This window comes from Niastella yeongjuensis (assembly GCF_900110245.1).
Classification (GTDB): domain Bacteria; phylum Bacteroidota; class Bacteroidia; order Chitinophagales; family Chitinophagaceae; genus Niastella; species Niastella yeongjuensis.
In genome coordinates this window covers 32,860-54,803 of record NZ_FOCZ01000001.1, presented here as the reverse complement: position 1 = coordinate 54,803, position 21,944 = coordinate 32,860, and the positions used below count along the sequence as shown (strand labels likewise).

Annotated in this window: 23 protein-coding genes; 8 read left to right on the top strand and 15 right to left on the bottom strand. The window is 44.3% G+C overall.

The annotated features are described in order from the left end of the window. Positions 1 to 5: 5 nt before the first annotated feature. Complete coding sequence (locus BMX95_RS00280; RefSeq protein ID WP_081199731.1) at positions 6 to 590, bottom strand: Crp/Fnr family transcriptional regulator; 585 nt, start codon at positions 588 to 590, stop codon at positions 6 to 8. A 90-nt stretch (positions 591 to 680) separates the two neighbouring features. Here BMX95_RS00280 and dinB point away from each other — a divergent pair, with 90 nt between their 5' ends. Beyond that, positions 681 to 1,826: a DNA polymerase IV gene (gene dinB / locus BMX95_RS00275; RefSeq protein WP_081199733.1), complete on the top strand. Its 1,146-nt coding sequence runs from the start codon at positions 681 to 683 to the stop codon at positions 1,824 to 1,826. A gap of 190 nt (positions 1,827 to 2,016) precedes the next feature. Beyond that, the gene (locus tag BMX95_RS00270; RefSeq protein ID WP_081199735.1) at positions 2,017 to 2,652 is read left to right on the top strand and encodes a peroxiredoxin; all 636 of its coding nucleotides are present in this window, start codon (positions 2,017 to 2,019) and stop codon (positions 2,650 to 2,652) included. A gap of 60 nt (positions 2,653 to 2,712) precedes the next feature. Here the strand turns inward: BMX95_RS00270 and BMX95_RS00265 are convergent, their stop codons facing one another. After that, positions 2,713 to 3,504 (bottom strand): hypothetical protein, encoded by a 792-nt coding sequence (locus BMX95_RS00265; protein WP_081199941.1) that lies wholly within the window; start codon positions 3,502 to 3,504, stop codon positions 2,713 to 2,715. Positions 3,505 to 3,616: 112 nt separating this feature from the next. Here BMX95_RS00265 and BMX95_RS00260 point away from each other — a divergent pair, with 112 nt between their 5' ends. Continuing rightward, positions 3,617 to 4,888 carry a metal-dependent hydrolase family protein gene (locus BMX95_RS00260; protein ID WP_081199737.1) on the top strand — a complete coding sequence of 424 codons (1,272 nt, stop codon included), beginning with the start codon at positions 3,617 to 3,619 and terminating at the stop codon, positions 4,886 to 4,888. 85 nt (positions 4,889 to 4,973) lie between these two features. On the opposite strand, the gene BMX95_RS00255 is transcribed toward BMX95_RS00260, so the two are convergent. From BMX95_RS00255 to BMX95_RS00225, 7 genes are all read right to left on the bottom strand, one after another. After that, on the bottom strand, positions 4,974 to 5,693 hold the full coding sequence (locus BMX95_RS00255) for an RluA family pseudouridine synthase (RefSeq protein WP_081199739.1): 720 nt from the start codon (positions 5,691 to 5,693) through the stop codon (positions 4,974 to 4,976). Further along, complete coding sequence (locus BMX95_RS35380; RefSeq protein ID WP_081199741.1) at positions 5,686 to 7,014, bottom strand: pseudouridine synthase; 1,329 nt, start codon at positions 7,012 to 7,014, stop codon at positions 5,686 to 5,688. Before BMX95_RS35380 ends, BMX95_RS00255 begins: the two co-directional genes overlap by 8 nt. Positions 7,015 to 7,121: 107 nt before the next feature. Further along, on the bottom strand, positions 7,122 to 7,751 hold the full coding sequence (locus BMX95_RS00245) for a Spy/CpxP family protein refolding chaperone (protein WP_081199743.1): 630 nt from the start codon (positions 7,749 to 7,751) through the stop codon (positions 7,122 to 7,124). Positions 7,752 to 7,920: 169 nt separating this feature from the next. Next, positions 7,921 to 8,601 (bottom strand): nucleotidyl transferase AbiEii/AbiGii toxin family protein, encoded by a 681-nt coding sequence (locus tag BMX95_RS00240; protein WP_081199745.1) that lies wholly within the window; start codon positions 8,599 to 8,601, stop codon positions 7,921 to 7,923. Beyond that, on the bottom strand, positions 8,598 to 9,113 hold the full coding sequence (locus tag BMX95_RS00235; RefSeq protein WP_207631566.1) for a hypothetical protein: 516 nt from the start codon (positions 9,111 to 9,113) through the stop codon (positions 8,598 to 8,600). Before BMX95_RS00235 ends, BMX95_RS00240 begins: the two co-directional genes overlap by 4 nt. A gap of 210 nt (positions 9,114 to 9,323) precedes the next feature. After that, positions 9,324 to 10,376, bottom strand: coding sequence for a dual-specificity RNA methyltransferase RlmN (gene rlmN / locus BMX95_RS00230; RefSeq protein ID WP_081199747.1), 1,053 nt, complete (start codon positions 10,374 to 10,376; stop codon positions 9,324 to 9,326). 114 nt (positions 10,377 to 10,490) lie between these two features. Then, positions 10,491 to 11,330 carry a DUF6438 domain-containing protein gene (locus tag BMX95_RS00225; RefSeq protein ID WP_081199749.1) on the bottom strand — a complete coding sequence of 280 codons (840 nt, stop codon included), beginning with the start codon at positions 11,328 to 11,330 and terminating at the stop codon, positions 10,491 to 10,493. 160 nt (positions 11,331 to 11,490) lie between these two features. On the opposite strand from BMX95_RS00225, the gene BMX95_RS00220 reads away from it, so the two are divergent. From BMX95_RS00220 to BMX95_RS00205, 4 genes are all read left to right on the top strand, one after another. Next, positions 11,491 to 12,687, top strand: coding sequence for a thiolase family protein (locus BMX95_RS00220; protein WP_081199752.1), 1,197 nt, complete (start codon positions 11,491 to 11,493; stop codon positions 12,685 to 12,687). Positions 12,688 to 12,873: 186 nt separating this feature from the next. Next, positions 12,874 to 14,430, top strand: a complete 1,557-nt coding sequence (locus tag BMX95_RS00215) for a WG repeat-containing protein (RefSeq protein ID WP_081199754.1) — start codon at positions 12,874 to 12,876, stop codon at positions 14,428 to 14,430. 46 nt (positions 14,431 to 14,476) lie between these two features. After that, entirely contained in the window at positions 14,477 to 14,923 is a 447-nt protein-coding gene (locus tag BMX95_RS00210) for a DinB family protein (protein ID WP_081199756.1), read from the top strand. Further along, the gene (locus tag BMX95_RS00205; RefSeq protein WP_081199758.1) at positions 14,923 to 15,510 is read left to right on the top strand and encodes a hypothetical protein; all 588 of its coding nucleotides are present in this window, start codon (positions 14,923 to 14,925) and stop codon (positions 15,508 to 15,510) included. Before BMX95_RS00210 ends, BMX95_RS00205 begins: the two co-directional genes overlap by 1 nt. A 3-nt stretch (positions 15,511 to 15,513) precedes the next feature. Here BMX95_RS00205 and BMX95_RS00200 read toward each other — a convergent pair whose 3' ends face one another. From BMX95_RS00200 to BMX95_RS00175, 6 genes are all read right to left on the bottom strand, one after another. Then, the gene (locus BMX95_RS00200) at positions 15,514 to 16,710 is read right to left on the bottom strand and encodes an FtsX-like permease family protein (protein ID WP_081199760.1); all 1,197 of its coding nucleotides are present in this window, start codon (positions 16,708 to 16,710) and stop codon (positions 15,514 to 15,516) included. A gap of 9 nt (positions 16,711 to 16,719) precedes the next feature. After that, the gene (locus tag BMX95_RS00195) at positions 16,720 to 17,361 is read right to left on the bottom strand and encodes an ATP-binding cassette domain-containing protein (RefSeq protein WP_081199762.1); all 642 of its coding nucleotides are present in this window, start codon (positions 17,359 to 17,361) and stop codon (positions 16,720 to 16,722) included. Positions 17,362 to 17,452: 91 nt separating this feature from the next. Continuing rightward, positions 17,453 to 19,129 carry a DUF4836 family protein gene (locus BMX95_RS00190; RefSeq protein WP_133053898.1) on the bottom strand — a complete coding sequence of 559 codons (1,677 nt, stop codon included), beginning with the start codon at positions 19,127 to 19,129 and terminating at the stop codon, positions 17,453 to 17,455. A 26-nt stretch (positions 19,130 to 19,155) separates the two neighbouring features. Continuing rightward, the gene (gene hisS / locus BMX95_RS00185; protein ID WP_081199766.1) at positions 19,156 to 20,568 is read right to left on the bottom strand and encodes a histidine--tRNA ligase; all 1,413 of its coding nucleotides are present in this window, start codon (positions 20,566 to 20,568) and stop codon (positions 19,156 to 19,158) included. 33 nt (positions 20,569 to 20,601) lie between these two features. Then, entirely contained in the window at positions 20,602 to 21,069 is a 468-nt protein-coding gene (locus tag BMX95_RS00180; RefSeq protein WP_081199768.1) for a low molecular weight protein-tyrosine-phosphatase, read from the bottom strand. A gap of 126 nt (positions 21,070 to 21,195) precedes the next feature. Next, positions 21,196 to 21,390, bottom strand: a complete 195-nt coding sequence (locus BMX95_RS00175; RefSeq protein ID WP_081199770.1) for a hypothetical protein — start codon at positions 21,388 to 21,390, stop codon at positions 21,196 to 21,198. 300 nt (positions 21,391 to 21,690) lie between these two features. Between BMX95_RS00175 and BMX95_RS00170 the strand changes: the two genes are divergently transcribed. After that, on the top strand, positions 21,691 to 21,924 hold the full coding sequence (locus BMX95_RS00170) for a hypothetical protein (protein WP_081199772.1): 234 nt from the start codon (positions 21,691 to 21,693) through the stop codon (positions 21,922 to 21,924). The last annotated feature ends 20 nt before the right edge of the window (positions 21,925 to 21,944 follow it).

Genomic DNA, 21,944 nt, shown 5'->3' with positions numbered 1-21,944 from the left:
AACATTTATTCTATTCGAACCGTAGCCATCAACTTACTAAACGTGGTAGCATCCATGCCAAGATAGGAGGCCAGGTATTTATGAGGGATCAGTTGCAATACGTGCGGACTGCGTTTGAACAGGATCCTGAACTTTTCTTCGGCACTGAACGTTAATAACTCCACATGCCGCTCCAGCACGCCCATCAATGCAAATGAAGTAAAACGGGCAATCAGTTTTTCAATGTTCCGGTGTTTATCCATCAGCTGTTGCAGCTGGGCATGGGTGGTGCGCAACAGGGTGCTGCTGGTCAACGTTTCCAGATAATAGCGGGAAGGCAACTGGGTAAGAAAAGAGTCGGCAATGCCCGAAAAACAATAGGGATAAGTGAAAACCAGGGTAGCTTCATGCCGGGCATCGATGAAAAAGGCACGCTGAATGCCTTCCAGCACAAAGTACAGATAGCGTTCGGTTTCGCCGGCTGCCGTCAACGTGGTTTTTCTTTTATACTGATGCACCTGCCAGATGGACGAAAAATCGCACCACTCTTCAGCACTGAGCGGGTGCATGGTGAACAGATGCTTTTTTAATTGTTCCAGGCCTTCTTCCAAAGGAGTGTTTTTGTAAAGTTATAGTTTCCGGTTTATTTGTTAACCTATGGGAATGATAGGCTATATTTAATGATGTAAATTTGATGAGAGATGAGCATTCCCCAGCGGATCATAGCGCACTTTGACCTGGATGCATTCTTCGTTTCTGTTGAATGCCTCAACAATCCTTCGTTAAAAGGATTGCCATTGATCGTGGGCGGACGCGAACGGGGTGTAGTGGCTGCCTGTAGTTATGAAGCCCGCAAATACGGCATTCATTCTGCCATGCCCATGAAAACAGCTTTGCGGTTATGTCCGCACGCGACTGTGGTAAAAGGCACGCGCGGTGAATACAGCCGCTTTTCGCGTTGGGTTACCGAGATCATTGCTGCCAAAGCCCCGTTGTTTGAAAAAGCTTCGATCGATGAATTTTATCTTGATCTAACAGGGATGGATAAATATTTCAACCCGTATCAATGGACCATCGACCTGCGACAGGAGATCATCGATAAAACCGGTTTGCCTATTTCATTTGGACTGGCAGCTAATAAAATGGTGGCCAAAATTGCTACCGATGAGGCCAAACCAAATGGATACCTGCATATCGCCTTTGGGCGCGAAAAAGAATTCCTGGCACCTTTAAAAGTAAATAAAATACCCGGGGTAGGTGACAGTACCTTTCAATCATTGCGCGACCTGGGTATTGAAACCATAGAACAACTGGCTGCATTCCCTGGTGAAATGCTGGAGAAGCGGTTTGGTAAATACGGTGCCGATCTCTGGCACAAAGCGCATGGCATTCATCAGGGTGAAGTGATACCCTACCATGAAGCAAAATCCATCTCCACCGAAAGCACTTTCGAAGAAAACATCCTCGATACCGACCGGCTGATGAATGAGCTGGTACGCATGACAGAACGGGTGGCTTATGAACTTCGTCAGGATAATAAAATGGCCGGTTGTATTGCGGTGAAAATACGCTATCCGGATTTTGAAACCACCTCGCGGCAAACAAGTATTGTATATACCTTTTATGACGATGAACTTATTCCCAAGGCTAAAGACCTGTTTCACAAGCTGTACCGGAAAGGCCAGCCGGTAAGGCTGTTGGGCGTGCGGCTAAGTGAACTGGTTGATGAAGCAGTGCAGACAAATTTGTTCAGTGATGTAGAAAAAAAGACCGAGCTTTATAAGGCTATCGATGATGTTAAAAACCGGTTCGGCAGTAAATCCCTGACCAAGGCCGCCGGGAAGTAATCCGGAAGTAATAAATCCGTAATAATCCAATATTTTACCACTATGACTACCAGTAAAATGGTATTTTTTACCTGAAAAACAAAAAATAGAATATAAGTCTACTTTATGAGTAGGGATTTGTATCTTCGTACTCCTTTAAAGTGTTAACAATCATTAGTATTCATTTTATCAACCTTAAAATACTTAGTATATGAGTTTAAGATTAGGCGATATCGCTCCTAACTTCCAGGCTAAGACCACTGCCGGTGATATTGATTTTTATGAATTCCTTGGTAATGGTTGGGGTATCCTGTTTTCTCACCCTGCAGATTATACACCTGTTTGTACTACCGAATTAGGCAAAACTGCTTTGTTGCAGGAAGAATTTGCCAAACGTAATGTAAAGGTACTGGCGGTTAGTGTTGATCCCCTTGATAAACACGTGGGTTGGGTAAAAGATATCAATGAAACACAAAATGTTACAGTTGGTTTCCCCATCATCGCCGATGAAGAGAGAAACGTGGCTACTCTATACGATATGATCCACCCCAATGCTTCTGAAACATTTACTGTACGTTCGCTGTTTGTGATAGGACCCGATAAAAAGGTAAAACTGATGATCACCTATCCAGCTTCTACAGGAAGAAACTTCTATGAAGTATTGCGTGTGGTTGATTCACTGCAATTGACTTCTAACTACAGCGTGGCTACACCAGCTGACTGGAAAGAAGGCGAAGATGTAATTGTAGTTCCGGCTATTTCTACTGATGATGCCATCAAGAAATTCCCTAAAGGTGTTAAGGTTGTTAAACCTTATCTGCGTTATACACCTCAGCCGAACAAATAAGGTTGATAAAGACATATCTGTTTATAGTAGATCCCCCGATGAACTCGGGGGATTGTTGTTTTATGGCTGTTTACCCGGATTATATTGCTCCCTGAAGATCTTATCGGGATTGGCGTAAATAAAAGCAGTGCTTTTTTTGAAGTCTGACCTGATGTTGGGGGTAAGATGGTTTATCCAGCCGGGATTGTTTTCCTGTCTGAAGTAGGCATATAAAGCCAGTGCATAACCCCACTCCCGTTGTTTTAAATAACCCAGGGTGCTATGGCCACGAACGGAAAAATTTTTGATCTCTCTGAATGCGCAATTGGCATTAAATATCCCAATGCCAAACAATACCGTTGTTAAATCGGTTAACGATTCATCGTTAAAAGGAACCTGCTTTTCGTCTAACAGTTTTATATGGGCAAACTCATGTGCGATGGTGGCCACCAGTTTTTCAGGGTCTGATAAATTATTCTTTTCTATAAACACATCGAATTTGCCCGATTCATTTTTACCAAAATACAAACCGGCCGTTAAGGGCACTTCACTGCTTTCATCGGGTTGGGTGAACATACTGAACCCATAGTCACTTTTTAATTCCTGTACACTTTCATTGAAGATATCGAGATTGATCTTTTGCAGATCGATTTCCATTTGCCGGGCAATGATGTGGGCGGTTTGTATAAATGATTCTTTGGTGCCGTTGTAGAGGATGGGGAAATGTTCGGTGGTTGGAAAAAGCATAGGTTTTGTCAGGAGGTTGTTTTGTCCAAACTCCTGTACCAGCCACACAAAGGCCTGTTCCATCCAAAGCCGGGTGTTGTTGTCGATGGGACATTCAGGCTGCTTTTTTGAAAATAAACCGAACATAGTACCAGCAGGATTTATATGCTTAAAGTTACACATATCAGTTGATATATAATCTTTCTAACTATTAACCATAAACTATTTAAATGACTTAACTTTCATTAAAACACTTACCATGCGAAAACTGCTGCTTGGGCTTTTGATCTGTAGTCCTGTACTGCTTATTGCACAACGCACCATACTGCATTGTGGTAAACTGATAGATGTTACCAAAGGACAGGTGCTCGCTGAATATACCATTATTGTCGATGGCAATACCATTACGGATGTGCAGGCGGGTTATACCAAACCAGCCGGTACAGATAAAGTAGTTGATCTGAGAAACAAAACCGTTCTTCCGGGGCTGATAGACTGTCATGTTCACCTGGAGCATGAAACAAGTCCTACCAGGTACTTAGAGGAATTTACCAATAATCCGGCTGACTATGCTTTTTTATCGGTGGGTTTTGCAGAAAAAACATTGATGGCCGGCTTTACCACGGTACGCGATCTGGGTGGCACGGGGGTGAATATTTCACTGCGAAATGCGATCAATAAAAGATTGGTCAAAGGCCCGCGCATATATACGGCAGGTAAAGCCATTGCCACTACGGGCGGGCATGCCGATCCTACCAACGGCTATAGAAAAGACCTCATGGATGATCCGGGGCCGGCTGCAGGGGTAGCCAATGGCCCGGATGAATGCCGGAAGGCTGTGCGGCAGCGATATAAAGAAGGAAGTGATGTAATAAAGATCACGGCCAGCGGCGGCGTTTTAAGCGTTGCCAAAAGCGGTGAGAACCCACAGTTCACTGAAGACGAGATAAAGGCCATTGTGGAAACAGCCCGTGATTATGGTTATAAGGTGGCCGCACACTGCCATGGTGCCGAAGCCATGAAAAGAGCCGTAAGGGCCGGCGTGAACAGCATTGAGCATGGTACCCTGATGGATGAAGAAGTGATGCAGCTCATGAAAGAACACGGAACTTATTTTGTACCTACCATTACCGCCGGAAAATCCGTTGCTGACTCTGCAAAGAAACCGGGTTATTATCCGGCGCTGGTAACACCCAAAGCCCTGGCGATAGGACCTAAAATACAAAATACATTTGCCAAAGCATACAAAGCAGGTGTAAAGATCGCCTTTGGGACTGATGCCGGGGTGTATGCGCATGGAAAGAACTGGATGGAATTTGTGTATATGACGGAGGCGGGCATGCCGGTTATGGAAGCCATTCAGTCGGCCACGGTTTCAGCAGCTGATCTGATTGGGGTGAGTGATAAAATCGGGAGTATTGAGAAAGGTAAGTATGCTGATATTATTGCGGTAGACGGGGATCCTATAAAAGACATTCAAACGATGGGGAAAGTAGCTTTTGTGATGAAGGATGGGATTGTTTATAAATAGTTGACCAGTTGATCAGTTGACGAGTTAACCAGTTAACAAGGCCATATTTACTGGTCAACTGGTTAACTGGTTAACTTTTCAACTCTTATGCATTCTTTCTTAATTGTTGTAATAAGGCTCTCATGTCCTTCGGCATCTCTGCCGTGAGGTCATACGCATTCCCTTCCATATCGGTAAAACGTAAACGTTGGGCGTGCAGACCGATCCTTGAAAGAATAGGTTTTTCTTCTTCCTCGTTCTTGCTGAGCTTATAGTTGCGTTTAAAGGAGGAGATCTTTACCGGGATGCCATCACCATATACTTCATCACACACCAGGGGATGGCCCACATACTGCATGTGCACCCTGATCTGGTGGGTACGCCCGGTATGAATGCGGAACTGTACCAGTGAGAACTTGCCAAAATCTTCCAGCACTTCGTAATCGGTAACGGCATGTTTACCTCGCTGGTGAATGATCATGACGCCTCTTTTTACGGTGTTCTCTGCAATGGGAGCGTCAATTGTTTTTTGTTTTTCGGGTAAGGTGCCCACCACAATTCCCTGGTAGTATTTTTCTACCGTTCTTTCCTCAAATGCCTGTGACAGGAATTTATGTGTTTCGGGGTCTTTGGCAAATACGATGATGCCACTGGTTTCGCGGTCGAGCCGGTGAACGGTGAAGATCTGGTCGTACTTCTGTTGCAATATTTCCTTGAGGGAAATCTCTTTTCCTTCGCGATCGGGAATACTTAACAGCCCCGGCGGTTTATTGATAACTATAAAATGATCGTTCTCTGCAATGATCTCCAATGATGCTTTAACCACGTGTAGCGTTTTTGTTTTTTGTATAAGAGGCGTTCAGGTATTTCAGCAGGCGTACTTCTTTTTCGGTTAAGAAGCGCCATTTGCCTCTGTCTACATTTTTCTTGGTAAGGTTGGCATACATTACGCGGTCGAGGTTGCGCACATCGTAGCCCATGTGTTCGAATATACGGCGAACGATGCGGTTGCGGCCGCTGTGGATCTCGATACCGATAACGCTTTTATCTTTTGAATCGGCATAAGCCATTGAGTCAGGGGAAACAAAGCCGTCTTCGAGTGTAATACCGCCCAGGATGGTTTCAAAGTCTTTTTTTACGAGGGGCTTATCGAGCTTTACTTCGTAGATCTTTTTTATTTCGTAGCTGGGGTGCGATAATTTTTGCGCCAGCTCACCGTCGTTGGTGAGTAACAGTACACCAGTGGTGTTTCTGTCTAACCGGCCAATGGGGTATACGCGTTCTTCGGTAGCGTTTTTTAAGATATCCATTACCGTTTTTCTGCCTTGCGGATCTTCGGTAGTGGTGATGAAATCTTTGGGTTTGTTAAGCAGAATGTAAACGAGGTTCCTGCGGATGAACAGCTTTTTACCATTCACTTTAATATCGTCTTTGTCGCTTACTTTATGACCGGGCTCTACTATTTTAGCGCCATTCACAATTACTTTGCCAGCTTTCACCAGGTCCACAGCATCGCGGCGTGAACAAATGCCGGAGTGGGCGATGAACTTGTTGAGGGGCATGGAGCCCTTTGGCGCCTGCTGGCTATCGGTTTCTGGTTGGGCCTCTGTTTTTTGAGCTTTACCTTTTACCAGCACAGGTTTATTGCCTGAGGCCTCCCCCCGGCCCCCTCCGGTGGAGGGGGAGGAATGCGACCTCGACACTGTTTTTGTGGCTTTTCCTCCAGCTTTGGGTTTGAACCCTAATGCTTCAGGTGTTCTACCTTCGGTTTTGGGTTTGAAGGCCTCGCGCCCCCCTCCATTAGAGGGGGAGGTAGATGCTTTTTTCCCGGTATAGCCTGCGGCTTTTTTGTAGCCTGTATTGCTTTCGTCTTTAGATTTAAAGTTGCCTGATTTTCCGCCTTGCGTCTTGCCTCTTGCGCCTTGTGCCTTGAAGTCCGCTTTCTTCTCTGAATGTTCCTGTCTTCCTCTATCGGCCTGATAACCACCGGCCTGGCCCTTAGACCTGGCTTCCCGGGCTTCCTGCTTTTTCTTTTCGAAGTATTCTTTTGTTTCCTGGCGGACCTTTTTCTTTTCCTGACGGATGCGTTCTTTCTTTTTGGCGCCGCTGTCGCCATTACCCATAAATTTTTTAAAACCTTGTGCCATTGTGTAGTAGTTTGCTGTTTTTCAACAGTAATGAGCGGCAAAGGTACAAAATAAAAAACTCTCCTCCCGACTGGTCGGAAGAAGAGCTCTCATTAAGTCTGGAACCTTTATGATTGAACAGGTTTTCCGTGCCTGTGATTTTTCTTAAGTTCCTGGAATTTATTCCATTGGTCGGGGGTAAGGATCTTTTTCAAACCTTCCTCCTGTTGATAATGATACGTTTTGAAAAGGGCTTTTTTCTGATCGTCGGTCAGCGTTTTATCGTCATGAGTCGCTTTCATTTTTTGCATGCCTTCGTCGAAGTTCTTTTGAATGGCGGCTGTTTGTTCATCGGTGAGGTTCAGCTCTTTTTTCATTCTGTCCATGCGGTTGTGCTTATCCTGGCGGAATCCTTTGCCGTGGTCTTTATGCATTTTTTTCAGGCTGGCCTTTTGCTCATCGGTCAGAACTTTATCCACTTTTGCATGGTGGTCTTTACGAATGGTGGCCATTTTGCTTTTCCATTCGGTAACGGTTATCTTATCCTCACTCTTTTTAAGATCGGTCATTTGTTGTTTGAAGTCATCATTGATCACTTTCATTTCGTTCTTTTGATCGTCGGTGAGGTTCAGTTGTGCCAGGGCATCACCGCGGTGGTGGTGCATTTTGGGACGATCATTGCTTAAAGACTGGTCCTGTGCACAAGCGGTAGTAGCTACAAAAGCGGCCAGCGCCATTCCTATAAATACTCTTTTCATAATTGCTGATTTTACTGTTTATTAAATGCCGGTTTTGGGGGCACAGTAACATAGACGGCTACCAGGCCAGCAGGTTTAATGGGGGTAAGAATATCTTCGTAGATGGAGGGATTTTAGGATGAGCGGGGGGAGTTGTTAAGGTGTTAACAGGGAGGGGGAAGAAAGGGGCTTAAGAAATGAAGTTTTTCAGGTCTTCTAAAATGAATGAGGGACTTGGGTTCGAATAAAAGCTTGCGTGAGCATCTAACCATTCTTCTATGTAAGGATTTGCATGTAATGTTTTGAATTTCGTGATCAGATATGACCGAACGTTTTCGTCTGCCGCTTTCATCTCATCCCATATTGTACGTCTGTTTTCCAAAACATAAACTATGTCTTCAAAGTCAGTGCTGGTTCTGCCATCGTTATTTCCTCTGTTTTTAAAGGCTTCCAGCTTCGAAGCCATGAAATAAGGAGCTGAAAATATTTTTACTGTATGGTGATCATCGATCGTATAATCTATTGCTGTTTTAAATCCACTCTCATACCAGGTGTTTGAAAATCCCAATATTGAACTGTCAGTGGGCATTACATCGATTACAATACCTGTTAAGGTATAACGACCTATATAATTACTGGTAACGTCGTTTTGAAATCCGATCTTTCGCAGTTGTTCTTCCAGGTCTGCAAAGTCCCATTTTGAAGCGATCTCTACCACAATGTCTACGTCATCTGTCGGGCGGGCTTCTGTGGCTGCACGGTCTGCATATAAACTAACAGTGGCTCCACCAACGAAAACAACTTTATCCTTTAGATGTCCGAGGGAATTACTAACCGCTTTAATTCGGGTAATATTGGCTTTATGGCTCATAAAAGTAATCGTTTTAGTTCTTCAAGAGCTACCTTCCATTCGCGTACTCTTCCTACACGAATGACATCAATCAGGGCTAACATCAGGTATAAAGTAGGGTCAAGCTTAACGGCACTTACCTGATTCTTGTATAAAGGTTCTATGCTCAATCCCCGAAATTCTCCTTTGGGATCGGGCCATACATAATTAAATTCACTTTGAAAATGAGCTTGCATAAAAGGATGGGAGTGGGCGGTATAAATTCCATTAACCATAGCTTCGGGAGATGCTGGAAAGACATAATGGAGCCCATGTTCCAGAAATTCCATGAGTGACTGGCGATGCACTTTCTTCTTTTTCTCCCGATCAATTAACCCTGCAACACTGCTCCGGTTTAATGATTCAGAAACTTCACCCGCACTGATAAATAACTCCGACGCCAGGTCCTTGTTTTGCCAGGGCTGACCATTTTTTGCTACTATTTTCAACAGAACCACCACATCCTGAGGGCGCATTCCATTATGCTGTCTCATGGTGTAAATATACTGTAATTTTCAATTCGCAATTTGCGAATCGTGAATTGTATTGATTATCAGTATGCTTTAAACGGTGAATGACTCGAATAGCGAACAGATGGTGCAAGCGTGCGATCCGCCGGCGGGCGGGACACGCGCAACGAAAGCTACATAGAAAAGCAAAAGCCGGGCTCCAAACCCGGCTTTTAAAATCATTTATTTCAATATTTATAACTGATCCTTATTCGCTAATTGTCCACAGGCGGCATCGATGTCTTTACCGCGGCTGCGACGCAGGCGGGCGTTTACCCGGTTGCGTTCGAGGTAGTTCATAAATTGATTAACCGTATCTTCTTCGGGCTTTTCAAAACGGGCGGCATCGATGGGATTGTATTCAATGATATTTACGAGGTCTGCAGGCACCTGCCGGTAGATCTTGATCAGTTCATCGGCATCCTGAATACTATCGTTAAAGTCTTTGAAGAGGATGTATTCGAAAGTGATCTCGTTACCGGTTTTCTTGTAGAAGTAATTCAGTGCCTCGATCAATGCCCTGAGGTTATTGGTTTCATTGATGGGCATGATCTCGTTGCGTTTGGTATCGTTGGCGGCGTGTAATGAAAGTGCCAGTTTGAACCGCACCTCATCATCGCCCAGCTGTTTGATCATTTTGGCCACACCGGCAGTGGAAACGGTGATGCGGCGGGGGCTCATGCCCAGTCCTTCGGGAGAAGTAATGCGCTCGATGGCATGCAGTACGTTCTTATAATTGAGCAGGGGTTCACCCATGCCCATGAACACGATATTGCTCAGCTTTTTATTATATACACGTTCGCTTTGCTGATTAATGAGCACCACTTCATCATAGATCTCATCAAATTCCAGGTTGCGTTTGCGGTCCATATAACCGGTTGCGCAGAACTTGCAACTGAGCGAACAACCTATCTGTGACGACACACAAGCCGTTTTACGCTCGTCTGTAGGAATCAGCACACCTTCAACCAGGTGACCGTCTGTAGTGCGGAAACGCGATTTAATAGTGCCGTCGGCAGAATATTGGGTAGCATCTACTTTTATAGCCGGCAAAGAGAAGTTTTCAGCTAGTTTGGTGCGCAATTCCTTGCTGAGGTTGGTCATAGCCTCAAAAGAATGCGCCTGTTTAAGCCAAAGCCATTCATACACCTGTTTGGCGCGGAATTTCTTCTCGCCCAGGGTTTCGAAATATTGTTCCAGCTCACTGAGGCTCAACTGCCTGATATTCTTATTCGCCGTTTTTAACATGCCGCAAAGATACAACGACCGGGTCGGATTTGGTAACCGGCCCGGTCGTTGATAGGTAGTATCATGTATGTCAATGCGTTTTACACGCTGATACGGCTTGTTTTTAGCAAAACCTTAGTTTTTAGGCTCGGGGAAGGTAGTGAGCGTAGTGGTTGGTTTTGCTGCTGGATGCTTTGAAAAATAATCCAGGTTTACGGTAGTGTCGGGTGTTAAAGACACATGCTCGTAAACATGCATCAGTTTGTTCAGCAACATGGTCAATTCAACCGGCTCCTGTTCAGATCCATATACGGTGCTTTTAATGAGCTTGCCATCTGCTTCAATGGCTATTCCCTTGGTTTGGGCATCGGTATAACCGGCGCGGTAAAATTCTTTCAGGGAATCAACCGGCAATTGATTGATCTGGTTCAGAATTGATTCATATTCAGTTGCGCTTACTTTACCCCGTACACCGCCTTTAGGTTCGGTAAAGCGGTCGCCAAAGAAGGTGAAGTTGCGGGCTGAATCTATTTCGAAATACATAGTAGGGCATGTGCCAAAGCAGGCGCCGCTGGCGAAATAGATAGCAGATGGCTTCAGGGTATTTTTCTTAACAACCTTTGCCAGGGCAATCGTATCTGCGGGAATACCGTCCGTAGAGTCTGCAAACAATACCAGTGAGTCGTTGGTAAGCTTCAGGATCGTGTATTGGTATTTTTGCTGGTATTTATCCTGTGGTGCGCTTTGAATAAAGATAGTATCGTGGCTGATCGTATACTTTAAGTCGTTGCCCCAGGGCTGGCTATTGGTGCAAATAGAATCTTCGAAGCTGATGAACCTGCTGCGTGGGTGAAAATCATTTTTAATTTCACCCTGCCAGTTGCCCTTAATGGAAGGGGTTTCGGCAGTTATCTGCTTCTGCTGTTGGCACGAAAAGAAAAGTGCTGCAACAATTAAATACATGGTCTGTTTCATAACGGAGTGATTTGATGTAAGATGCACTGTTTTAGGATTTTTCATAAAATGGGGGCGAAAATATGGTTATTAATGTTTTCCAGCTGTTTTAATGAGTAATCTTTTACTTAACAATTGAATTCTTTACAATTACTTTGCGGACGCTCAAACAAAAAACTATATGAAGAAAGTATATGTAATAGATGCGGTTAGAACACCTATTGGAAAATATGGTGGCGCATTAAGTACCATACGCCCCGACGATCTGCTGGCCCATGTGATCAGGTCATTATTGCAACGCAATGCCTCCATCGATGTAAATGCTATTGAAGATGTGATTGCCGGCGATGCCAACCAGGCCGGGGAAGATAACCGGAATGTGGCCCGCATGGCGGCCCTGCTGGCTGGTTTACCCGTGACAGTTCCCGGGAACACCGTTAACCGCTTATGTGCCTCAGGTTTACAGGCTATTCAGGATGCGGCCCGGGCTATAATGTGTGGTGATGGTGAATTGCTGATCGCCGGTGGGGTGGAAAGTATGACCCGCGCCCCCTTTGTTCAGTTGAAATCTTCCGGTGCCTGGAACCGTACCCCCGAAATGGTAGACTCAACCATTGGCTGGCGTTTTCCCAATAAAAAGCTTACCGATAAATATTACCCGTACTCCATGGGCGAAACTGCTGAAAATGTGGCCAAACAATGGAAAATAGGTCGGCAAGCCCAGGATGAATTTGCCCTGCAAAGCCAGGAGAAATACTTTGCCGCCCTGGAAAAAGGCAAATGGAAAAACGAGATCAGCGGTGTGGAGATCTTTGGTGGAAAGGATGAAAAGATCTTCCTGGAAAAGGATGAACCACCACGTTCTACTTCCCTGGAAAAACTAGCCGGTCTGCGTGCTGCTTTTATAAAAGATGGAACGGTTACCGCTGGTAATTCATCGGGCATCAATGATGGCGCTGCTGCTATGTTACTCGCCAGTGAAGAAGCGGTACAAAAATACAACCTGCAACCTTTAGCCCGTATTGTGTCGATGGCCGTAGCCGGTGTTGACCCCGCCATTATGGGCATTGGCCCTGTACCGGCCACTCAAAAAGCCTTACAGCGGGCTGGTCTTACGGTGAATGACCTCGATCTGATTGAACTGAACGAGGCTTTTGCTGCCCAATCGCTGGCCTGTATGCACGACCTGAAACTGGACCCCGCCAAAGTAAATGTGAACGGCGGCTCTATTGCCATTGGGCATCCGTTAGGTTGCAGTGGGGTACGCATCTCCGCCACCTTATTGCATGAAATGAAAAAGCGTGGCAGTAAATATGGCCTGGCTACCATGTGTGTGGGCGTAGGGCAGGGTGCTGCCGTTGTTTATGAAGGTGTTTAGATAGTAGCTATATAATACCCGTGTACATCATCTGAACGGCCCTTATGCATCTGGGCCATTACGCTGGTGTACGCGGGTATTTCATAAAATGATGCTGGTAACCGGTAGTTTCTACATTTAATTAACACACGATCACTTGCATACGCAAATTGAATTTATATTTTTGTTGTTCGATAAATTCACCCTATGCGAAAATGTTTACTCGTTTTTGGTATACTAAGCACCTTATTGGTAAAAGCACAGGAAGAAGGAAAAGCTGTGATTGCCCCAGCCTCAAACGTGTTTGTAACTGCAGATGGAGAACAGTATACTCCTACCAGGGAATTTCCGGAAAAGAATATCATTATTGCTGAAAAGGGTTCCGGATCCGACAAACTATATGCAGTGTTGGAATATTCTTCCAAAAAGAAGATAACGGAGTTTATTTTCGAGCGGCTTGAAGGCCTGGTCCTTAAAGACACCCTGGCATTCGTAAAGTTAAAAGGGAAGTGGGGTATTATCAATATCAAAGGGCAATTTGTTATTCCCTGCAGGTATGATCATATCTACCCTCAAACCATTGAAGGTAAACTATATTATTTTGTTCAAAATGAAGGCCGGAGTGGCGTGATCAATCTTTCAAATGAAATAGTATTTCCTTTGGAATATGAATATTTCTCAAAGCCGGGTAAATCTGCCACGCTTATTCAGGTAGCCAAGAATGGTAAGTTTGGAGTAATGGACTTTGTAACGCGCAAAATGGCGATCCCGATGATCTATGACAGAATGAATGTTCTGAATCCCGACCTGGTGCTGGTGAAGAAAGGAACAATGAGCACAATACTTAAGCTGAACGGTGAAAAGGTATTTTCAAATTGGTACTCAGAACTGGATGTCAGATACCTGAAAATTGTTATAGTGACATTGAATGGAAAAAAGGGACTGATAGACCTGACAGAAAAGAAAATTATTCCGCTGGAATATGATGTACTGGCCGAAATTCCCAGTATGTATTTTGAGTTATCATTTATAGCAGGCAAAAGCGGTAAGTATGGAATAATTGACGAGGCTGGGAAGTTAGTGCTGCCCCTTCAATACAATATGATCAGCAAGACAAATACTGACTTTTTGATAGCTACAAAAAATAATAAAACAGGCTTATTGACAAAAAGGGGGCTTGTTGCACTTCCATTTGAATATGAAGAAATCAATGAAAACGGCTATTACTTTAAGTTGAAAAAAGACAAAAAGGTGGGCATTGCCGATCTTACAGCCAGGATCATTATTCCCTTTGAATACGAATACCTGAAGCCTTTTACGTATGAACGTAGTTACAGACATAGTGCCCTGATAGGTAAGAAAAATGGTAAAATAGGTGTGGTTAATTTTGAAGGAAAGCCACGCATCGATTTTATATATGATTCCCTGATCGGTTTTGAAAAAGGTACTTTCCTTTCAGAACTACATGATTCATATATTGATAATATTATTGCCATTAAAAGGGGAAAGTATGGCGTTATAGATCTATATGGCCGGGAAGTATTGCCTTTTGATTATGAGGAAATGCAATACGTAAATAAGGAGCTGGTTATTGCCCGTAAGAATAACAAATATGGTATTGTAACTATCTATAATAAGGACAATATTGTGTTGCCTTTTGAGTACAAGTCCATAACCTTTATAGATGATGTGATAAGCGCTTACAAAGACACTCCTGAGAAATACAGGGTAAGTGGAAACAGGATTGTGAAAGAGAGTAATTAGCGACTTCGTAATAAATTTTATAGTTTGCAGGTTCAATCAATCTACCATGAACCTGCAAACTGCTATATTACAACTGGAAAAACATCTACTGGAAGTTCCCCAACAATTCCAACAATTCTCCCCTGAAATATTATTGAACAAACCCGCCCCGGGTAAATGGTCGAAGCAGGAGATCCTGGGCCATTTAATTGATTCAGCCATCAATAACCTCAAGCGTTTTACCGATATTCAGTGTTTTCCCCAACCATATACGGTTTTAAGATATCAGCAGGACGACCTGGTGGTGATTAACCGTTACCAACAGTTACCATTAGACCATCTGCTTCAATTATGGAGTATCCTGAATAAACAGGTATTTAATATTATCAGCACCATATCCGAAGAAAAACTGCCTTATACCGTTATTATACCATCCGGCGAGTCAAAGACCCTTGAATGGATTGCAATCGATTATGTGGAACACCTGGAGCATCATTTAAAACAAATAGGCTAATGGAATTTACCACATATATCATTAAGAGAAATACCGACAAAACAGTAGTGTCGGGCAATACGATTGTGCTGGTTTTAATAATCGCCGCCCTGATAACGGGCGTTATTGGATTTGTTAAAACAGCTACTGTGCTGTTTATTCTTGGGGTGGCAGCCGGTATTATTTTGTTTGTTATCAAGAAGGGTAATACCCAGGCTTATGTTCTTTCAAAGGAAAACAAGCTGGTAATAAATAGCACCTCTATTGAACTTGAAGGCGTGGTGTATGACATTGAAAAAATAAAAGACCTGAAGTTTGTTATTCATTCCTATGCGGGGTTACGATATTCCGAAGGGAAGAGCAGGATCTACCAAACATCAGATGGCACGCTGAATTACCTGACTTTTACCGCGGATGGCAAAGAAACCGGTTGCCGGTATTATTTAAACAGTGAAAAGCATACGTTTATTTTATGCCAGGTGTTACAGGAATTCTATTATAAAAAAGTTCCTTTTATTGAAACAGACCGGGATGGTAATCAAACATACCTGTTGAAGCGGCTGGATGAAAAAGAATTAGCCGCATTTAAAACTAAATACGGCTATTAAGATCTATACCAGCTTATATAATAACTTCTTCACCATGCGGTAATTGGTTAACAGCGAAAGTCCGATTAAGAATACAGCCGTGCCCATTACAGCCCAGTGCAACAGGGACGACAGCTCGGGCCGGTCGAACATGGCGAAATGATGAAAGGCCCATTGCATGCCCTCTGTGAGCGCCAGGGCAACCAATACTACCAGTACGTATACGGGAATAAACTGTTTTGATACATTTTTACTGAGCCAGTTAGGGGAGTAGCCCATCATCAACAATAATTGCAGATTGTCTTTGCTGCGGGCAATCATCAACTGCAGGTAAAATGAGAACAACATCAGCGCCAGGATAACCACCAGCAAACCAAAAATACCGAGTCCGCTAAAGATGCCCTGCAGCACCTGCTTAACGCGGCCGAATTTTGTTTTATCCTTGTTTACCTTATAATTCTTTTGTTGCAGGTAATTTAAAAAATCAGGGTTGTTGGCGTCTTTGGTTTTAATATACAAACGGGATGCCTTTACATCGGTGGTATTACCGAATTTGTTATTGGCCCAGTCGAGGAAGTTCTTGGGCACAATGATGGAATTAACGCGGTCGCTCAACGCTACAATAGAGCCACGGAAAGTTTGTTTCTCGCCATTTTGGCCATAACAGGTAATGAATACTACTACCTGCGAAGCTGTTTCGGCTGATAACTGCGGTAATCCATAACCGGGTGCAAACACGTTGTATATTTCCAGGAAGTCGGACGAGAAAACGATGGGAATATAATTCTGTCCTTCCTGCCAGGCGAAGTTGGGTGGAACGGTATCGATAAAGTTATTGTCCAACGATTCCAGGAACATATCGGTACTGAAGGGAATAATATCCCCGGCGCTTAATTGTACCCGGAAGCGGTTGGCGGTAAGGGGCGATACGCCTTCAATAAAAGGTTTTGTTTCGATGTCTTTAATATCGTTGGCATTGAACAGGTTCTTTTCCAGCAGCCCCATGGTTTCATTGGTAATGGTTTTGGAGATGGAAATAAAATCAGAACCATCCTTGCGCTGGCTTTCACCGCCTAACAACTGCTGTATGTTGATGTACATTTGAATGGAGCACAACAACAGCAATACACCAATGCCTAAGCCAATGTAAGAGAACCAGCGGGAGCTGGTGTTGGTGCCTGTTTGCAATAAGGAGCGAATGGGTTTAAATGATACTGCCACGGGTAATGATTACAAATGAAAAATTCGGGTGTACGGGAACCAGTCGATGCGTTCAAGGTCGGCAAAGATGATGGCCGCATTGCGCAATTTGGCTTCTTCGAGCATCAATTGCATAGCGTTCTGTGAATTCTTATCATCCAGGTGACTGAATGGTTCATCGAGCAACAGGAAATCGAAAGGCTGCATCAGCGAACGAATGATGGCTACGCGTTGTTGTTCGCCATAGGAACAAATGCGGCTTTTGGAAGCCAGTTTGTTGCCGATGCCCAACCGTTCGGCCATTTCCCTGATCTTTTCAGCGGGGTGAAAAGGGTTCAGCTGCCGTTTCAGCTCAATATTCTCCTGCACGGTTTGCTCGGGAAACAGACGCAGGTCCTGGAAGACAATGCTCACATGATCTTTACGGTAACCGGCAAAATCTTCGGGTGTATAGTTCCTGAGGTTGGCGGAATTGTATACGATGTTGCCATTGTACTCATTGCGCATCCCATACAAAAAATGCATGAGCGAGGTTTTGCCGCTGCCCGAGGGAGCGACGATCTTTATGTATTCGCCTTTTTCGAAGGTGAGGTTACGGCGCCACACTTCGGACTGGGTGCGATGGTCTTCATCGAAATAAACAGGTAAAACCTGTTGTAATTGGAGTTGCATGCTGCGATATAATTACTGGATCATGAAAAAAGCCTGCTCTAAGATGTTGTTCCGATGAGCAGGCTTGTTCATTATTTAAAGATAGTAATGTTTAGGGATGAAACACGGGTTGCAGGGCGACCAGGCTGGCTGCTGCCGGGTCGGTGTACCTTACCTGTGAATCATAAGGGCGTTTGGGGTGTAAGATCTTAGCCATAGAATCCAGGTACTTGTTAAGCTGTTTCAGGCTGTTGGTGTTTTTATCAACCAGGTTTATTTCCATTTCGCCAACAAAAGCATCGTCTTTTTGACCACCGCTTGTCATGATCATATCCTGCCACATGCCCAACGAAACATCCAGTGCGGCTTTAGCACTGCTGTCGGTAACGGCAGAGGCGCCTGATGTCATGATCTTCTGCATATCGATGTAACCGCCAAATGCTTTACCACTGATGCGGCTGGCAAAAGGAAAGTTATTGTTGCCGCCGCTTAAAAAAGCATTCACCTGCTCGGGAGAATTGCTGGCTGCGAACCAGTCGTTGTTCAACTGGAAATGTACATTGCTGGAGATCTCCGGTATCTGCTGCGCCTTTTTTTGCAGAATGGCAAACAGCTTGTCGAACGAAGGCTTTTCGTTAACAGAAGTTGCAAACAGGATGTTTGCGTGCGGCATATCGTTTTTGATAACCAGGGGCGCACCGCCATCGGGGTTGGGAATGGTGGTTTCGTGTTTGATCTCAAAATCGCTTACAGCTAGCAGTACATCACCTTTGGTGGCTTTTGCAAACTCGGTGGTGCTGTAACCTTCGCTGCCCAGGAAGCCGTTTACCATTCCATCAACACCCATAAGTTTAAGCAGCTCTAAAAGGCCTTGTGGCTGGTATTTGAAAGCAAATACGGCTGATACGTTCTTTGATGGAATGCGGTTGATCATGTCGGCGCTCACCTTGTTGCCTGCATATTTTTCCATCAGGCCTTTCAATTCCTTATTTAAAAAGGCTTTTGATTTAAGGGTGATCTTACCGTTATCGAAATTCAGCGCGGCGCCATATACATTGCCTTCGAACAGTACATTCAACTTAAGCAATGACAACATACCACCCAGGCTGTTATAATATTGTTCGGCATTTACCCAGTAATGAATATCGCCGGGTTCTTTCATTATTGAAGCAAAGCGGTCATCGCTCATCAGGTTGTTTTTGGAAGGCAGGTCGAACAACTCTACGGCAAATCTTTGCAGGCTGTCTGTTGAAAAAGAGAAAGGCTCGCTGATGTCGGAAGAGCTGTTGAAACGATTGCTGAGCGATGGCATGGGAACATCGGAAATGAACACAAAACGGGTCTTTGTCCAGGCTACAAGGCTGTTACGACCGGTGTTCAATACGCTTACCTCACCTGATTTTGCCACTTTACCGCCTTTGTTGGCGCTGGTTGCAAAGGTTTCAAAAGCGGATGCGTCTTTTATGCCACCTTCAGCGGCCATATAGCCACCCTGACCCTGTTTTTTTATAAATACGCCCAGGTCGCCTTGTACGTCAATGCCAGAGTTGGCGGGGTCCTGGAGGGTTTTTCTGGCAAATGAATCGGTTTCATTCGCGTAGGCTTCTTTAAACCATTCGTTTTGCTGAATTTCCTGCCAGCTTACTTTTGAGGTTAGCGACTTAATGTTTACGTGTAAGGCAAAAGTCGCGTCTTTAGGTATGGCTATACCTGATTTATCGCTGCTACAGGATACGATGCTTGTAAGGGCTACTGCAAGCAAAAAAAGTGATAGTAGGTGACGTTGCATATCATCGGTTTGTTTAAAATACGAGATCAAATAAACAATTTATTGTTTAGGTCTGCAAGCGCTACGGTCTGCTGGGTGCCGGTTTTTAAATTTTTAACAACACCTGTATTATTTTGTATTTCCGTACTGCCAATAATTACAATAAATCCGATATTTTTCTTTTCAGCATACTTAAACTGCTTGTCCATTTTCGCCGATTCGTGGTACAGTTCGCAACGTACGCCCTGTTTTCGCAGTAATTGCATTGCATTAAATGCCCTGGCGCTTTCCTGGGCCCCCATATTAAAGAACAGCACCTGGGTGCCGGTGTAAACGTCTTCGGGGAACAGGTTCAATTCCTCCAGTACGTCGCAAATGCGGTCTACCCCAAAGCTGATACCCACCCCGGGTATATTGGGAACGCCAAACAGACCGGTAAGGTCATCGTAACGACCACCGCCACCAATACTGCCCATTTTAACGGTGGCCGGGCCTTTGGCTTCGAAAATGATGCCGGTATAGTAATTCAGGCCACGGGCAAGGGTGAAATCGAGGATGAGTGGTGAGTTCCCGACTTTGTCGGGCTGCCGGGAATCGGCATGATCAGTGGTGAGTTGTGAGTTGCCCACTACATATTTAAGCTCTTCGATTCCCAGTTTCCCTATTTCCAGGTGCCCCAGTAATTGCTCAATCTGATTCAGTTTTTCTTCATTGGAACCATTGATAAGCAGGTATTTTTCGATGGTGCTGATCTGCTCGTCGTTCAGTCCCCGCTGCGTCAACTCTTCTTTTACTTTATCCAAACCAATTTTGTCGAGTTTATCGATGGCGATAGTAATATCGATCATTTTTTCGGCACCCCCACAGAACTCAGCCAGGGCCGCCAGGATTTTGCGGCTATTGATACGCAGTTCGTAACCGGATAATCCCAATTGGGTGAATACCTCATTATAAATGTTTACCAGTTCCACTTCGTTCAGTAAAGACTTGCTGCCCACCACATCGGCATCGCATTGATAAAACTCACGATAACGGCCGCGTTGGGGTCTGTCGGCCCGCCAAACGGGTTGGATCTGGTAGCGTTTGAACGGGAAGGTGAGCTGACCATGGTTCATGGCCACATAGCGGGCAAACGGGATCGTGAGGTCGTATTTGAGCGCCCGTTCGGTCAGGTCTTTTGAATTTTTTCCTTCCATCACTTTTTCAAAACCAGCGCGGGACTTTTCCTGATTTTTGGGATCGTTCAGCCCGTTATTTAATATTTTAAAGATCAGTTTATCGCCTTCTTCACCGTACTTGCCCATCAGGGTTTCCAGGTTTTCCATAGCCGGTGTTTCCAGCGGTTGAAAGCCGTATAGTTCAAACACGCTGCGGATGGTATTGAAAATATATTGTCGTTTGCGAACTACTTCTGGTCCGAAATCTCTTGTTCCCTGAGGTATTGATGGTTTGTTAGACATTTTATAGTTGCTGAATTTTTGGTCTCGTAATTTTTAAATGTTGGATACGCGATATTTCTCAATGATTTTGTCGCTTGCTTTATCGATCATGGTGTACACTTCGTGATAGCCGGGTTCGGTACCATACCAGGGATCGGGCACGTCCATGTTTTTGCCGGGGTACAGTTCGTTCATCAACAGTTCTACTTTGGCAGCATCAAAATCCTTCCGGGCAATGCGCTGCATTGCTGCCAGTACATCTTCGGCCATGGCGTATATTTTGTCGAACTGTATAAAGTCGGCGGCGGTGAACCGGCGTGCGCGTTGATGGCTGATGTCGATACCATGTAATAAGGCTACTTTTTGCGAAAGGTGATGTGGTTCCTCGCCAACATGATAGCCGTTGGTGCCGGCACTGTCGATGGTCCATGACAATCCTTCCTGTTGCACTTTGTGTTGCAGAATGCCTTCAGCCAGCGGGCTTCTGCAAATATTACCAAGGCAAACCATTAAAATTTTCATAGCCGGCAAAGATAACTGATAGTTTCTGGTTTGGGGAGAGAGCTTTGACTGTCAGAAGCCTAAGGAAAGAGAAGACGAGGAGATTAATTTCTTAAACAACTGGTTTTTGATAGGTATTAAAAACTCTCAGGATAACCACGGTTGCAGTAAAGATGGGTCCTGCTGCACTTGCTCCAATGTTTTACGAACGGCTTCTTTCTGCCATTCAGGAATTTCAGGCTTATCCTCATCAATTATCTCAACCGCATTTTCCTTCTTGAGATGTTGGATCAAAGAAGCAGCATATTCATGTTTTATCATAAGGTGAAGTACTTCATTCATACCTATAACTCTATGTTTTTGACCACTTTTATGCAATCTAAAGCTATTCAAATATAGTAATATTGCGAATTTTTGTCGAATAGGGGATACTTCCCCCCTGTATTTATGGAAACCACTCCATTTTGCATCTCATTATCAACTGCACAGGTTTTTGTTTTGCGTATTCGTCCTTAAAACTCAAATAGTTATCAATAGAGCAAAAACCTGCGGAAGATTTTAATTTTTTGAATAAAGTCATGAATACCGGGATTTTCGTAACATGATTATTTCTTATCTTGCCCGGACCCTAAATATGTACAAATGGCAGAGGATATTGATGAAAAAAAGCAAAGAGCTTATGTAAACAGACGATCCATAATGGATCTTGGTATGGGGATCATTTACACGGGTATGGGTTTGTTGATGGTCTTTGCAAGCAAAGTAGGACTGGACGCTGTTTTCTCTGCACCATTCAACTACGTTTTCGGCGGCATATGTTTATTGTATGGCGGGTTCAGGATTTACCGGGGCGTAAGAAGAAACTATTACCGGTAAAATTTTTAACTAACGCTGGT

What these genes read in the sequence shown, in the direction of transcription:
- BMX95_RS00240 (WP_081199745.1), bottom strand. Translation starts at nt 8,601, where the DNA reads ATGAGCCATAAAGCCAATATTACCCGAATTAAAGCGGTTAGTAATTCC.
- BMX95_RS00235 (WP_207631566.1), bottom strand. Translation starts at nt 9,113, where the DNA reads ATGAGACAGCATAATGGAATGCGCCCTCAGGATGTGGTGGTTCTGTTG.
- hisS (WP_081199766.1), bottom strand. Translation starts at nt 20,568, where the DNA reads ATGTCTAACAAACCATCAATACCTCAGGGAACAAGAGATTTCGGACCA.
- BMX95_RS00270 (WP_081199735.1), top strand. Translation starts at nt 2,017, where the DNA reads ATGAGTTTAAGATTAGGCGATATCGCTCCTAACTTCCAGGCTAAGACC.
- BMX95_RS00205 (WP_081199758.1), top strand. Translation starts at nt 14,923, where the DNA reads ATGGAATTTACCACATATATCATTAAGAGAAATACCGACAAAACAGTA.
- BMX95_RS00220 (WP_081199752.1), top strand. Translation starts at nt 11,491, where the DNA reads ATGAAGAAAGTATATGTAATAGATGCGGTTAGAACACCTATTGGAAAA.
- BMX95_RS00175 (WP_081199770.1), bottom strand. Translation starts at nt 21,390, where the DNA reads ATGAATGAAGTACTTCACCTTATGATAAAACATGAATATGCTGCTTCT.
- BMX95_RS00245 (WP_081199743.1), bottom strand. Translation starts at nt 7,751, where the DNA reads ATGAAAAGAGTATTTATAGGAATGGCGCTGGCCGCTTTTGTAGCTACT.
- rlmN (WP_081199747.1), bottom strand. Translation starts at nt 10,376, where the DNA reads ATGTTAAAAACGGCGAATAAGAATATCAGGCAGTTGAGCCTCAGTGAG.
- BMX95_RS00210 (WP_081199756.1), top strand. Translation starts at nt 14,477, where the DNA reads ATGAACCTGCAAACTGCTATATTACAACTGGAAAAACATCTACTGGAA.
- BMX95_RS00195 (WP_081199762.1), bottom strand. Translation starts at nt 17,361, where the DNA reads ATGCAACTCCAATTACAACAGGTTTTACCTGTTTATTTCGATGAAGAC.
- BMX95_RS00265 (WP_081199941.1), bottom strand. Translation starts at nt 3,504, where the DNA reads ATGTTCGGTTTATTTTCAAAAAAGCAGCCTGAATGTCCCATCGACAAC.
- BMX95_RS00190 (WP_133053898.1), bottom strand. Translation starts at nt 19,129, where the DNA reads ATGCAACGTCACCTACTATCACTTTTTTTGCTTGCAGTAGCCCTTACA.
- BMX95_RS00215 (WP_081199754.1), top strand. Translation starts at nt 12,874, where the DNA reads ATGCGAAAATGTTTACTCGTTTTTGGTATACTAAGCACCTTATTGGTA.
- dinB (WP_081199733.1), top strand. Translation starts at nt 681, where the DNA reads ATGAGCATTCCCCAGCGGATCATAGCGCACTTTGACCTGGATGCATTC.
- BMX95_RS35380 (WP_081199741.1), bottom strand. Translation starts at nt 7,014, where the DNA reads ATGGCACAAGGTTTTAAAAAATTTATGGGTAATGGCGACAGCGGCGCC.
- BMX95_RS00225 (WP_081199749.1), bottom strand. Translation starts at nt 11,330, where the DNA reads ATGAAACAGACCATGTATTTAATTGTTGCAGCACTTTTCTTTTCGTGC.
- BMX95_RS00260 (WP_081199737.1), top strand. Translation starts at nt 3,617, where the DNA reads ATGCGAAAACTGCTGCTTGGGCTTTTGATCTGTAGTCCTGTACTGCTT.
- BMX95_RS00170 (WP_081199772.1), top strand. Translation starts at nt 21,691, where the DNA reads ATGGCAGAGGATATTGATGAAAAAAAGCAAAGAGCTTATGTAAACAGA.
- BMX95_RS00180 (WP_081199768.1), bottom strand. Translation starts at nt 21,069, where the DNA reads ATGAAAATTTTAATGGTTTGCCTTGGTAATATTTGCAGAAGCCCGCTG.